This is a genomic window from Acidovorax sp. GW101-11A03 (assembly GCF_059424825.1).
Genome location: NZ_JBWKZU010000023.1, coordinates 30,049 through 42,996, shown reverse-complemented (window position 1 = coordinate 42,996; position 12,948 = coordinate 30,049). Strand labels below are relative to the sequence as shown.

The 12,948-nt window shown below is 58.6% G+C and carries 11 protein-coding genes; 1 reads left to right on the top strand and 10 read right to left on the bottom strand.

Annotated elements, in window-relative coordinates; all coding sequences use genetic code 11:
* Nucleotides 1–15 precede the first annotated feature (15 nt).
* The 10 genes from gspD to AC07Z7_RS11715 form a co-directional block, all read right to left on the bottom strand.
* Nucleotides 16–2,478 (bottom strand): type II secretion system secretin GspD, encoded by a 2,463-nt coding sequence (gspD, locus tag AC07Z7_RS11760; protein ID WP_494766333.1) that lies wholly within the window; start codon nt 2,476–2,478, stop codon nt 16–18.
* 666 nt (nt 2,479–3,144) lie between these two features.
* Nucleotides 3,145–3,705: a type II secretion system protein GspM gene (gene gspM / locus AC07Z7_RS11755; protein WP_252660347.1), complete on the bottom strand. Its 561-nt coding sequence runs from the start codon at nt 3,703–3,705 to the stop codon at nt 3,145–3,147.
* The gene (locus tag AC07Z7_RS11750) at nt 3,702–5,015 is read right to left on the bottom strand and encodes a PilN domain-containing protein (protein ID WP_252660348.1); all 1,314 of its coding nucleotides are present in this window, start codon (nt 5,013–5,015) and stop codon (nt 3,702–3,704) included. Before AC07Z7_RS11750 ends, gspM begins: the two co-directional genes overlap by 4 nt.
* Before the next feature lie 11 nt (nt 5,016–5,026).
* Entirely contained in the window at nt 5,027–5,845 is an 819-nt protein-coding gene (locus tag AC07Z7_RS11745; protein WP_494766332.1) for a type II secretion system protein GspK, read from the bottom strand.
* A 50-nt stretch (nt 5,846–5,895) separates the two neighbouring features.
* Nucleotides 5,896–6,558 (bottom strand): prepilin-type N-terminal cleavage/methylation domain-containing protein, encoded by a 663-nt coding sequence (locus AC07Z7_RS11740; RefSeq protein WP_494766331.1) that lies wholly within the window; start codon nt 6,556–6,558, stop codon nt 5,896–5,898.
* The gene (locus AC07Z7_RS11735; protein ID WP_494766330.1) at nt 6,555–6,956 is read right to left on the bottom strand and encodes a type IV pilus modification PilV family protein; all 402 of its coding nucleotides are present in this window, start codon (nt 6,954–6,956) and stop codon (nt 6,555–6,557) included. The genes AC07Z7_RS11740 and AC07Z7_RS11735 overlap by 4 nt, the downstream gene beginning before the upstream one ends.
* On the bottom strand, nt 6,953–7,417 hold the full coding sequence (locus tag AC07Z7_RS11730) for a GspH/FimT family pseudopilin (RefSeq protein ID WP_440113805.1): 465 nt from the start codon (nt 7,415–7,417) through the stop codon (nt 6,953–6,955). Before AC07Z7_RS11730 ends, AC07Z7_RS11735 begins: the two co-directional genes overlap by 4 nt.
* Nucleotides 7,418–7,432: 15 nt before the next feature.
* Nucleotides 7,433–7,882 (bottom strand): type II secretion system major pseudopilin GspG, encoded by a 450-nt coding sequence (gspG, locus tag AC07Z7_RS11725; RefSeq protein ID WP_440113802.1) that lies wholly within the window; start codon nt 7,880–7,882, stop codon nt 7,433–7,435.
* A 28-nt stretch (nt 7,883–7,910) separates the two neighbouring features.
* On the bottom strand, nt 7,911–9,158 hold the full coding sequence (locus AC07Z7_RS11720) for a type II secretion system F family protein (RefSeq protein WP_494766329.1): 1,248 nt from the start codon (nt 9,156–9,158) through the stop codon (nt 7,911–7,913).
* Nucleotides 9,151–10,878 (bottom strand): GspE/PulE family protein, encoded by a 1,728-nt coding sequence (locus AC07Z7_RS11715; protein ID WP_494766328.1) that lies wholly within the window; start codon nt 10,876–10,878, stop codon nt 9,151–9,153. The genes AC07Z7_RS11720 and AC07Z7_RS11715 overlap by 8 nt, the downstream gene beginning before the upstream one ends.
* Before the next feature lie 503 nt (nt 10,879–11,381).
* On the opposite strand from AC07Z7_RS11715, the gene AC07Z7_RS11710 reads away from it, so the two are divergent.
* Nucleotides 11,382–12,935: a hypothetical protein gene (locus AC07Z7_RS11710; RefSeq protein WP_494766327.1), complete on the top strand. Its 1,554-nt coding sequence runs from the start codon at nt 11,382–11,384 to the stop codon at nt 12,933–12,935.
* Nucleotides 12,936–12,948: the final 13 nt, after the last annotated feature.

The following is a 12,948-nucleotide window of genomic DNA, read 5'->3' as shown; positions in this document are numbered from 1 at the left end:
GCGGGAGCAAACCTTCTATTGCGAAGGCACAGGCTGCGCAGTTGCCCCCTCCGCCCCCCCCGGCGCAACACGAGGCTGGACGCGATCTCGCATTTCAATGATGTTCAGCCCCCGCAGGCGATCACGCAGATCCTCACTGACCTCGCGGATCTCGGGGTCGGTGCGAACCACTTTGGGCGTAATGACCACCAGCAGTTCGGTGCGCGCACCGGTGTTTTCGCTGTTGCTAAACAGGGCTCCCACCAACGGAACATCTTTGAGCAAAGGCACCCCGGTCTTGCCGGACGACCGTTTGTCCTTGATCAAACCACCCAGCACGATGGTTTCGCCGCTGCGCACCGCCACCTTGCTGGCAATTTGGCGCTGCATGAAGATGGGCTGGCCATTGGCGCCGGTACTGGGCGACTGATCAGTCATGACCTGATCGATCTGCATCGTGACCAGGTTGCCAGCATTGACAGAGGGCGTCACCGCCAAGTTCACACCTGTATCACGGTACTGAACAGTGCTGGTGGTGGTGCTGCCAATATTGCTGTCAATGATGCTGGAGAGCACCGGAATCTGGTCGCCCACAGACATGGATGCGGTGTGGTTGTCCAACACCATGAGCGAGGGGCTGGAAACCACCTTGAGCAGATCCTGGCTGGCCAGGGCATTCAAGATGACCCGCACGTTGCCCGCCGAGTTGATGAGCGAGTAGGTGAACCCCTTGCCCGCGCTGACATTGAGGTTGCCACTGTTGCTGGCGTTGTTGGTGCCTGTGGACAATTGCCCCGTCCCAGAGCGTCCGCCCCCTGTGCCACCGCTGAACGCCCATTGCAGCCCATATTGCAAGGAGTCATTGAGGGTGACTTCGATGATAGAGGCATCAATAAGCACCTGGGTGGGCGGCAGATCCAGCCGCTTGAGGGTGGATTCGATTTTGAGGAATTCCGAACGCGTGCTCCACACCAGAATGGAGTTATTGAGTTCATCGGCCATCACACGCACGCCACCAATGTTTGTGGCCGTACCCGTGGCGCCCGTCTGGACTGCCGCGTTCTGGCCCGTGCGGTTCTGCGTGCTGCCAAAGGCGTTGCCAAATCCACCTGTGTTGACAGTGCCTGTTCCCGTACGACCCAGGCTAGAGCCTGTATTGCCCCAGGTGTTGCCAAAAGGGCTGGTGTTGCCAAGCCCCTGCTGTTGACCGAATGACGAACCCCCACTCGCACCCAACCCTGGAGCCACTCCGCTGTTGGCGGCATAGCCCGCGTTTTGAGTAGCCCCAAAAATACCCGAAAGCACACCGGCCAAGTGCTTGGCATTGCCGTTTTGCACGCGGTAGATGAACAGCTGCGCCTCTGCCCCGTTGTCACTGGGCTGGTCGAGCTTTTCAATCCAGCGGCGCGCCTCCTCCAGATAAGCAGCACGTGGAGTAACAACCAGAATGCTGTTGAGCCGCTCCACCGGCATGATGCGCAGAGCGCCAAACAAGGGGTTCCCCTCCCCGAGCATCGCAGCGGAAGCCGCCGAGGCCGCCCCCGCAGATCCACCGGTCACCGCAACAGTGGAGCCGCTCGGCGCGGTGGGACTGGCCTGGGGAGAGCCGCTGACAAGGCGCAGGGCTGCTTCAACTTCCTTGATGGTGGCGTACTTGAGCGGAAAGAGCCCCACGGACATGCCTTTGAGCAAGTCCACGTCGAAGGTGTTGATGAGATCGAGCCAACCTTCTGCCTGACTGCGTGTACCGGCCAGCACCAACAGATTGCGAACGTTGTCCACCCGCACAATGGCATCGTTGGGTGCCATGGGCCGCAAAATGGTAGCCATCTCTGCGGCACCGATGTACCGAAGCGGCACAACAATGGCGCCATACCCCGGAGGCAACGGCGCTCCATTGCCCGTCACTTGCCGCACGGCACTGCCCACAGTGCGCAAAGCATCGGCCCGCCCCACGTGGTATGTGCCCCGCGCATCGCGCACCATTGCAAGCCCGTTGGCCTGCAGAGCACCCTCAAGCAAAAACACCGCCTGATCAGGTGATATGGGTGCACGGCTGGAAAGTGTGACAGTGCCACTCAACGGTGGATGCAGCACGTAGGCCATTTTCAGGATGTCCCCCAAAATCGTGCGCGCAACTTCCGCAACAGGCGCCTCTTCGAAATTGAAAGTCAGTGGAGGCCCATCCACAGTCGGTGCGGCTTTGGCAGGCGCCAGAATCTGATCGTTGCCCCGGATGTAACGCGGCTGAGAGGCAGCTGGCGCGACGTCACTGGCAGGCCGAGCAGATTCGGAGGATTCCGTTGCAACAGGCGCGCCGCCTTGCCCCCCGAGAGTCGGCGCATCCGCCACAGGTTGCCGCAGAGCATCTGACGCAGGATTTGACACGCCCTGAGCAAGCACGGCTTGGCACGCTGCCAATGCCGCAACGGTGAGTACAAGTCGGGTTGAATTCATAAATTTACGCAAGCCCTTGTGGGGAAAATGATTACGGTGCACGTCACAGACGTCCTCAGTGCGCCGCGCTGCCGCCGAAAACGGGTTGCAACTGTCGCCCCCCCGCGCGGGATGACTGTGGCGAAGGAGCACCAGCCCCAGGAACAACTGACGACGCGCTGGGTGGCGCCTGCACCGCCCGCACAGGCGCGGACGGCACGCCCGCAGACGGAGCCAACCCCGTGTATGTTGTCACCGCCGCTCGCGGAAGCTGCAGCACGCGGCTCTGGCCACTCCGAGTGAAAGTCACGCTTCGGTCCTGAATATCAGACAACAACCAGCCTTCCACGTTTTCGTTAAGACGTACGCGTCGATGCTTCCCGGCGATCTGAATAATCACGCCGCCATCCTTGTCGCCCCTGAAAAGGCCCGACAGTTGCGCCGTAGTGAGGCTGTCCACAGGCTCCTTTTCCTGCGGAGGCGGAGGTGGCGGAGGAGGACGGCGTGTAGGCGAAAACACGGGCCTGTCCAGCATCGCTATGAACTGGCTTGTGTCAGCTGGCGCCACACCCGGGACACTGGGCACCATCGCCCCGTAGTCAGCCGTTTGCGGTTTGGGCGCCTGCCAGCGCACGTTGCGCAGATGCCCCGCCGAGTCAAACCACAAACGCGCGAGGACAAGCGCCAAGATGACATTGAGAAGCACAAGCATGTGCAGCGAGTATTTTTTCATGAACGCTCTCGCAACACGCTCAGGGTAAATTGGGCGGACAGCCGAGGCGCCAGCTTGGGGTTGAGGTTGGCCAAGCCACCCTGAACCTGAATGTCGATCTCGCTGATGACAATGATGGGCTGCTGATTGCCCAGCACCGCCAATGCACTTTGCACAGCCAGCATTTCCCCCTCTGCGCGCACAACCAGAGGAATGCGATCAAAGCCCTTCTCCTCCTTAGAGGGAAGAACTTGGCTGCTCAATACTTGCAATCCAGCAGACGAAAAGATGTCTCGCACCTTCTGTTGGGCCTGGTTCCCCGTTTGGGCATCGTCTTGCGCCATCGGGTACACGAACTGCTTTCGTAATTCAAAGGCTTTCAATTTGGCCGCTTCAATGTCGGCGCTTTGCAATTCGAGCCCCAGAAGACGCGCATGTCGCGGCTCGATCTGCGCAAGGCGCTCTACCCCCCAGACATGTTTGCGATAAACGTACCAGCCTCCCGCAGCAACGGGTGCCAAAGCAAGGGCGCTGATGAGAAAGAGAAGTGCGGCGCGGCGCAAGGCGGGCTTGTTCATGGCGTTTCTTTGCGCTCAGGCTTAGCGGTGGCAGGCTTGGGTTGCGGTGGCGCGGACTGCGCTGGCCCGCCGCCAAACACGGGCACAAGCGCCCCGCCAGCCGCAGGTGCCGTCTTGGCAGCCACCGGCGCGCTGGGTGCCGACGCCAGTGGAGCAGATGCAGCCGCCGCAGACGCGGACGCTGCTTGCGGAGGCGCTACTGCGATGGCAGATGCCGCAGGTGCCGCAGATGCAATGGGCGGTACAGCAATTGGCGTTGCACCTTGCGCAGTAGCAACACCAAATTCCTGAGGATCAACCATGAACTCGATCACGAAATTCTCTTTGGAGTTCGCCCCCCCTGTACGCGTCGCAGGGTTGGGAGCGCGGACATCACGGACGCCAGACTGTTCTCCCAGTATTTGCATGACCGCCGAAGCATTGGACGTGAGTCCGTTGAGGGTGACCTTCTGCCCTTTCAGCGTAAATGCTTGCAGTGCCGTGTCGTCAGGCAGGATTTTGGTGAGGCGATCAAGGACACGCAGAGGCTCAATGCGTCCTGCAAGCAACTCCGACAAGGCTCCGAGTTTTTCTGCCGATTGCATTAGGAGCTCACGCTCCTTTACCAAGGGTGGTGTACGGTGCACTACAGAATCATGGGCCTTTACCGCTTCTATGGCACGCGCTCGCAGTTGCAAGGTGGGAGTGATTGCAATCCCCCCCACAATAGCCAGAGCCAGCGCCAACAAGCCATAACGAACCCTTCGGCCTCGTAGACTTTTTGCCTCACGAGCGCTTTCACCATAACCCGACAGCACGATGGGCGAGCCCTGATTGAGCGTAGCCCATACCTCTGCCCCCCCCCTTCCCAAGCGGCTGGCCTGCTCCTGCAGATACTGCGCAACCTGCTTGGATGACGCCAGCGCCAGTTCCACTTGGCTGTGTCCCTCGGGTTGCCGGCGCGCGCAGTAACCCCAGACCAAATCGTGTTCAGCAAAGGGGCTGATCGCCCGGGCCTGCAACAAGGCAGCGCTCGCAATATCAGACTCACTCATGGCTGGCATGGTCAGCGCGCGGCGCAACAACAGGTCTTCAGGGAGCTCCAGCGCGTTGAATTCGGCGTTTCCACCTTTGACGCCATTTGGAACACGCACCCCACCCCGCCACAACGATTCGCCGCCATCTGCTTGAAAAAGTCGAACAGATGCCTCCGGTGTAAACCAGACAAACGGGGGCACATCCTGCAAACCGGCCCATGCCTGGCATACGTCGCGCCACAAAGCGTGAAAATCGACCCCAAAAAATCGGGCGTCAGATTGGATGGAGGACATAGCGTTGTACTTCAGGGGTTCTTGCGGGCTAGCGGCTCAACGCCAACTGTCGCGCGAAAGGTGTGCCAAGGGGCTCCGTCGGGAGTGCGTGCATCCAGGGCGACGCTGCGCGAAATGCGGACATAGCCCCCTTCTGCCATAGGCACACGAACCTGAACTTGCATGCGCCGGGAAACAGAAGCGTCGAGAAGATTGGAATCCAGTGCCGAGGTGTCTACCCCCACTTGGCCTGCATCACGCGCTGCGGCGATTTGTGCGGCCACAGCGGTATTACCCCCGGCCAACACAGTGAGCACACCAATCGGCGCAGCCATAGGATTGACGCGCCCGGTACCTCGTACATCAGCCGTCAAAAGGTCGGCAAGTCTAGCATAGAGGTCATAGTCGATCCCTGGCACTTGCAGCAAGTCCTCAGGTGCCTCAAAACTGAGCGCCCCACCTCGGGACGTCCGCCCAAGGCGGGCCTGGACGATGCTTCGCGCGGCAGTTTGCGCAGCATCGGGCGACAGCCCTCCCGCCACAACCAAGAGCCGCTCAAGAAGCGGTGGAGTTGCCATATTGATATCGATGAGCCCACTCAATGGCATGACTTGCACTTGCATAGCCACCCCGCGATAGACAACCTCGGTAAGGAGCACCTTAGATACCGGCTGGTTGCTGGCAAGCAGCGCCTGCAAGGCAATTTGAATAGCCCCCTCTCCCAGCGCCTGGGCTTCAACTTCTTGCCGGGCCTGGACAACTGCGCGGCTCTCTGACCGAATGGAGCGCGTGATCCCGGTGGCGATGATGCTGAGAGCCGCCACAGTCCACAGGACTGCCAGCAATGCCATCCCATGGCCGCGTTCGCGTTTAAACGCGCCTACTGCTGCAGATGCCACGATCAAGTCCCCCCAAACACCGGGCCACTGGAGCGTGGGTCACTGGCAGGCAGCACCCGAAGCGGAACAACGATATCCGGCCAAACACCCGTGACCGTTTGTATGGAGATCATCACGCGATCGGGCAAACGATCAGTGACTGTCCACTGCGGCATAGATGCTGGCGGCTCTCCAGCCGCATCCTGGTACTGCAATGCGAGCCCTGTGACACCCGATAGCAACCCGACGCTCTGTGCGGAGGTCCAATCCGGCTGAATGCCTCCACCTTCCCAAAGCAGATATTGAAGCAGGAGAACCCCCCCCTCCGCGACGCCAAGCCGGAAGTGGTAACGCCCGCCCGCTCCATAGCGCGCGGGCATGACGCCCACCCAGGTCATGAAGTCCGAAGCACCATTAAAGAAAAACGGACTCGAGCCAAGCTCAACCGGCAAAGTCGTCTTCTGCGCAGACACACGGCCGAGCACCGAACGCAAAAAACCATTCACGACGCGCAGGTCGTCCACACGCTGCAGCCGATCATCCACGCGCACCTCGGTCTGCGATGCTGTGCGCAAAGCGGAACCCATTGCCAACACCAGAAGCGACATCAAGACAAGAACGATGAGCAACTCCACCAAGGTAAAGCCGCCTCCCCTGCCAACATTGGCACGATAGCCATCCGTCATCGACGCACCTGTTCTGGCGGCCTGCGCTGAGGGCGCAGCGTGGTGAGATTCAATCTGCGTAAGCGTTCGCCCTCCCCCCAGGTGACGGCGATACCGACCTCATGCAGCACGGGGATCGTCGGTCCAGACAAACCAGTGGAATAGGGCGCCGACTGAATTTGCCACTGATAACCAGCAGACTCTCCGGCCTGCTGCCACCCCCCCTCAGGGACGGTATCGCGCAGCGCGAGCAACGACTGCGCCAATACGGCTGCACGCTGGTACCGTTCGATATCCCCTCCGCTACGGACGCCCCCCCCCATGATGCGATACAACATGCCCAAGGAGAGCGCCATGATGGCAAAGGCCACCAGCAACTCGAGTAGCGTCAGGCCACGCTGTCCATTTTCGATTCTCATGGCAGAAGAGCTTCCTGCGTGGTTCGACCCGAAAGCCAATCCACACGCAACCGGGTGCCCACCCCAGGCGCACGCAGTATCTCTACACTTCCACCAGTCGCACCGCCCGAAGGCAGAAATCGGATGGACATTACACCTTGAGAAGCGACCTCACGGTCTGCCACAGTGACGCGTAACAGCAGCGACTCGGGCAAAGTCTTGAGCGGCTCGCCATCCAAGCCATAGCGGCGACGCCCCATATCAACAACAAAACTAACATCCCGCCCACCACTGATCGCCAAGGAGCGGGCTAAGCGCATTTGACTGAACATGGTGCGAACGGCATCACGGTACTGCGAGCCGTCGCGCATACGCTCATAAGCCAGCGGCACCAGACCAGCAACCAACGCCATGATGGCAAAAACCACCAGAAGTTCAACCAGCGTGAAGCCCTGCTCGCGCCGCAAGGGAAATCCCGCCATGGCCAGCAGCTTTAATCAGGGTGTATTGCGGATATCGGCATTTTCACCATCACCACCAGGAGCACCATCTGCGCCCAGCGAGAGAATTTGAATAGCGCCACCCGAATTGGCATAACGATAGGGATGATTCCAAGGGTCAGAAGGTATCCCCCCCTTCAGGTAGGGGCCATTCCAACCATTCACACTTCCTGGCTTCTTGACCAGGGCTTCAAGCCCCTCTTCAGATGTGGGGTAACGCCCCACATCCAGCTTGAATAACTCTAGTGATTTGTCCAGATCAGCAATCTGCACTGCCGCCGTCTTCGCCTTAGCACCGCCAAGTTGGCCCAGCACACGAGGCCCTACCAGCCCCGCCAGCAGGGTGAGGATTGCTAGCACCACCAGCAATTCAATCAGCGTAAAACCGCGGCTGAAACGGTTTGCAGATGCGGGGCCAAAAATGCGGCGGGCGCGGGTACTCACCATGAGAGACAGATCCTTGGGCAAACAAAAATTATACGGCGAGGTCATTGATCGACAGAATCCCGAGCAGTATGGACACAATGATGGCGGCAATCAGCACACCCAAAACCAGGATGAGTACAGGCTCAACCAAAGTCAGCAGGCGCTTGATGCCAGTCTCAACATCACGATTCAATATATTGGACAACTCCAGCATCATTGATCCGATGCGCCCGGTCTCCTCCCCCACTCGGATCAGGTTGACTGCAAGAGGTTCAAAGATACCTGTAACTGAAATTGCTTGAACCACTTTGCCCCCCTCCTTGACGATAGGGGCAATCCGAGCAAGCGCCTGACGCAAAACTATGTTCCCTACTGTCTCAGTCGCTATGTGCAATGCAGTGAGCATAGGCACACCATTTCCAAGCAGGGTCCCCAGGGAGCGCGAAAAAAGTGTGAGCTGGTACTTGAGAGCGATGCGTCCCACAATCGGCAGCCTCAGCAGACGAGCCTGCCACCACTGTCGACCGATGGGTGATTTCAGCCACCGCATCAGCCATGCCGCAACAATAACAACCCCCGCCCCAATCACCAACCCGTAGTTCGTAAACGCCTGCCCCATCACCATCACCACACGTGTCGGCAAAGGAAGAGCATCGCCCATATCTGAAAAAAGCTTTTCAAACTGCGGCACCACAAACCCCAGCATGGCAATCAACGAGAGCACAGCCACCCCCAACAGGATGGCAGGGTAGATGGTGGCCGATATCACACTATCTCTCAGTGCACGCTGACGCTCCATGTGCTCGACCAATCGATCCAGTACGGCTGACATCTGCCCACTGACCTCACCCGAGCGCACCATATTGATATAGAAGTCACCAAAAAGGTCACGACGTGCCGCCAGCGCACGACTTAGGGGTGTGCCGCCTTTAACCGCATCAAGAATGCCCTGCACCAACACAGAGAGACTCGGCTTGTGACTCATGTCAATCAGTACGCGCAACGCATTGTCTAACGCCAAACCCGCGCGCAGCATGATTGCAAGCTCTGCCGTCAGCGCAAGCACATCTGCAGCTGTTACAGGGCCGTTGGAATGACGCGCCTTGGACGCAGCCATTACACCATTCCCTTCTGGCAAGGCTGCCTTCACACCCGCGATCGCGACATCATCAACACGCAACGGTGTCATTCCACGTTCGCGCAACAGCTTGATGACCGCAGCGCTGCTGGGCGCAGACAGTCTCCCCTCTTCGATCTTGCCTGCCGCTGAGGCAGCCCTCCAGGCAAAATCAGGCATCAGACTGATCCTGAGTGACGCGCGCCAACTCATCAAGCGTGGTGACGCCAGCTGCCACCTTGCGCAACCCGTCCTCAAACAAACTGAGCATTCCAGAACCAGCGGCGATTGCATTGAGTGCATTGGCATCTAGTCCCTCAATGATGGCACGACGCATAGGCTCATCCAGCACAAAAAGCTCGTGGATCCCAGTCCGCCCGCGGTAACCAGACTGCCGACAGTGCTCACACCCAACAGCCCGGTAAATGGGACGATCGGAAGGACAGAAACGCGTTAACCCCGTACTCTGGCGCACCTCCGGCCCAGGCTCGTAAGGCACCTTGCAATGACTGCAGAGGGTGCGCAAGAGACGTTGTGCCAGCACCCCATTAACCGAAGAGGTAATGAGGTAACTCTCTACCCCCATGTCTTGCATACGGATCACGGCCCCAGCCGCCGTATTGGTGTGAAGCGTGGAGAGCACCAAATGGCCCGTGAGAGCAGATTGCACCGCAATTTGGGCAGTCTCACCATCGCGCATTTCACCAATCATGATAATGTCGGGATCCTGGCGAAGGATAGAACGCAACGCGTTAGCGAAGGTCAGATTGATTTGTGGATGTACCTGAATCTGATTGATCCCCTCAAGCTGATACTCGACCGGGTCCTCTACCGTAATGATTTTGTTCGATTTCGCATCTATTTTCGACAACGCAGCATAGAGCGTAGTGGTCTTGCCGGAACCCGTTGGGCCAGTGACTAGCAGGATTCCATGTGGACGGGCGAGCAGCGCATTGAAACGCGCCAACGTATCCTGCTCAAAACCCATGGTATCCAAATTAAGCCGCACACTGGCGCGATCCAGCACACGCATCACGACGCTTTCACCATGCACCGTCGGCACGGTGGAAACACGCAAATCCAGCTCACGCCCCTTCACCCGCGTTTTGATACGTCCATCTTGAGGCAAGCGACGCTCGGCAATGTCCAGATGCGCCAGCAATTTAACGCGGGAGCTAACAGCAGCCGACAGACGAGGGGGCACCAGCTCACCCATATGTATCACCCCATCGACGCGGTAGCGCACATGCAGACCGTCGTCAAAGGGCTCCAGATGAATGTCGGACGCTCTCAAGTCGGTCACGCGGCCGATGATGGTATTGACCAAGCGAATGACCGGCGCCTCGCTGGCCAAATCTTTGAGATGCTCAACAAAATCCCCCCCGTCAAGGGCATCGCCAAAACCATCATCGTCTTCTGGCGCCTCCTCCACGGGCTCCACCAGCGCCTTTTCGATATCATTTTCCAGAGCCAAGTACGGACGAATGGAGAACCCCGTGGCAAGGCGCAGGGCCTTTACTACGAATGCATCTTGCGGCACCGCCATAGCTACATGAAGCTCCCGCCCATCCAAGCGCAGCGGGAAAACAGCGTTCGCATGCAAGAACTCTGGCAGCAAGCCTTCCACCTCTGGCATGAGGTCAGGAAAACCATCTGCCGCCACAAAGTCCAGCTTCAGCTGACGCGCAAGCATGTTGGCGACGTCAACATCCGAAACCAGCCCCAACCGAACCAACACACGCCCCAACATTCCGCCCATTTCCAATTGGGCGGAGAGCGCTCGCTCAAGATCGCGGGCGCTGAGTTTTCCGGCTTGCACCAGCAGCTCGCCCAACCTCGGCTGCTCCAAGGCTGCACCGCCCTGCAGCTCAGCCGTGGGAATCAATGTTTGTGTGGTCATGATGATCTGAAAACCGAGCCCGATGGGCGAGAAAGCCAGCGAACTGCAAAGAATGGGCGAGAGTGTAGCCCGGGCTCTCAAACCGGGTGAATCATGGGCAACCCAACAACTCAACAGGCGAACGCCACACGAAGCCAAGCGGGATGCTCAACATCACCTTCGCGTACAGTCGTTAGAAAACATTCCTTGAGCACATGCACGCAATCTTCCAGAAAACCACAGCGTTTGCCATTGCAGGGGCATCCTGTAGCGTCGCTATCGCCGGTATTGTCGGCGCCGCATGGTTTTACAAAGTCGCCCCATCCACTCCCAAACCATCAGGGCCAATGATGCTGGCCCCTATGGTTGGCGTGATCGACACCTGTATTTTAAGACCCGAGGCTGACACCGCCCCCGACTCACTTGCGCAGCACTGTACAGGGCCGCAAGGCTCTGCTGCCGCCCTTGTAGAGTCCACACTGTCGCAGCTACAACCCTCGCATCGCACTCACTCCCCATTCCCCATGGGATACACACTGCCAGTTCCGCTGCTGCAGTTGTTTCGGGCGCAAGGCTCCGACTGGGTCATTGACACGGAGAGGATCAAACGCCTGGTGCGAACGGTGCGCGATACAGAGCGACCGCTGATCCTGTACCTTTTTTCCACCCATTTCTCGGCGCGGGCCCCCATTGAGGAAACCCTGGCACGCAATGCCGCCAATCTCGCACAGACCCGCGACGGGCCACTGCCTGTAAGTACATACTATGGAGACCCTGTTTATCCATGGACTTTTGCCACCACACAAACAGAAATCTCTGCCAAGCGTATGCAGGCAGCCCACGCACTGCTCGACGAGTTATGCACATTGCCAGCACATGACATATCCAAGGTCAGGGGGATAACACTGCTGGGGGAACTACACCACCTGTTCCCCGACTTTGAAGGAGGGATGGGCTTCAACCCACCCTACCGAGTGACGGACTACAGCCCCGCCTCCGTTGCAGGATTCCAGAGATACCTGACAACCCAGTTTGGGAACATTGGCCAACTGAACCGTGTGCTGGGCTCGCAGTTTTCGTCTTTTGCGGATGTTTCCCCACCATCGCGAGACATCCGAACCGAGTCGCTGCAAAACTACTTTGAGCATATCGATTCACATGCCCACGGCAGCATGCCGATTGCCGGATGGGCCTTCGCCCCTCCCCAAGATGCTGCTTCCCCCCCTGCCTGGATCCACGTTTACCGCAACGGTATCTTTGTCGGAAAGACAGCGGTCAACAAAGGGCGCCAGGATGTCCTCCTCGCGAAGCCCGAATTTGGCGATGCCAACACCGGCTGGCGACTGGACATGGATTTCAGACAACTGCCTGCAGGTCTACACAAGATCGATATATTCCTGGAACGCACCCCGGGCCACTTGATTGCACTGGACACCCGACGGGTTGCCATCATGGATCGAGAGCAAAAAACACCAGTCCTGCAGCCACAGCGTCCGCTACCCAAACATACTCTGGCGGACGGTACGCTGCCAGCCTACGTAGACATGCCTGCGGATCAATCGTCCTACTACTACAACCCGCTGGTTCCACTGTGGCATGCGTTTCGAGGCCAGCAGGTATTAGCCTATCTACTTTTTTTTGACGCCGTCGTCGGGCAATCCTGCCTAGCCAAGGCACCACGATATACCCACCAAATCATCCCTTTCGCCAACCCTAGCTGGGACGCGCAGAAATTCGCAATAGATGCATCACTTCGCAACACAAACAGCATCCGGCTTGGCGTGAGTCTGTATGGTGACGCGACTTATGGGCCTGACTTTCCCGCGTGGTACGGCACAACTGCACACCGCAGATATGGCATCACGGAGTTTCACCCCCTCAAAGCACTCTCTGCACCCGAGTTGCGTAAGGTTCTGGATCAACACGCCCGACAGGGGGCCGATTTCCTGTCATTCTTCCTGGAGCCCTACTGGCAAGGCAACACGGTTGCGCGCGATCACAACCTGTTCTCGCTAGACCCGCAGAATGCAAAATTCGGCTCCTCGGATCTCTACAAGGCTCTCCAACGCCTTCATTGAGCCCCACCCTCTG

Coding starts and splice junctions, on each gene's coding strand:
- gspM (WP_252660347.1), bottom strand. CDS start 3,705: ATGAACAAGCCCGCCTTGCGCCGCGCCGCACTTCTCTTTCTCATCAGC.
- AC07Z7_RS11740 (WP_494766331.1), bottom strand. CDS start 6,558: ATGACGGATGGCTATCGTGCCAATGTTGGCAGGGGAGGCGGCTTTACC.
- gspG (WP_440113802.1), bottom strand. CDS start 7,882: ATGGTGAGTACCCGCGCCCGCCGCATTTTTGGCCCCGCATCTGCAAAC.
- AC07Z7_RS11735 (WP_494766330.1), bottom strand. CDS start 6,956: ATGAGAATCGAAAATGGACAGCGTGGCCTGACGCTACTCGAGTTGCTG.
- AC07Z7_RS11730 (WP_440113805.1), bottom strand. CDS start 7,417: ATGGCGGGATTTCCCTTGCGGCGCGAGCAGGGCTTCACGCTGGTTGAA.
- AC07Z7_RS11710 (WP_494766327.1), top strand. CDS start 11,382: ATGGGATACACACTGCCAGTTCCGCTGCTGCAGTTGTTTCGGGCGCAA.
- AC07Z7_RS11745 (WP_494766332.1), bottom strand. CDS start 5,845: ATGGCATTGCTGGCAGTCCTGTGGACTGTGGCGGCTCTCAGCATCATC.
- AC07Z7_RS11715 (WP_494766328.1), bottom strand. CDS start 10,878: ATGACCACACAAACATTGATTCCCACGGCTGAGCTGCAGGGCGGTGCA.
- AC07Z7_RS11720 (WP_494766329.1), bottom strand. CDS start 9,158: ATGCCTGATTTTGCCTGGAGGGCTGCCTCAGCGGCAGGCAAGATCGAA.
- AC07Z7_RS11750 (WP_252660348.1), bottom strand. CDS start 5,015: ATGTCCTCCATCCAATCTGACGCCCGATTTTTTGGGGTCGATTTTCAC.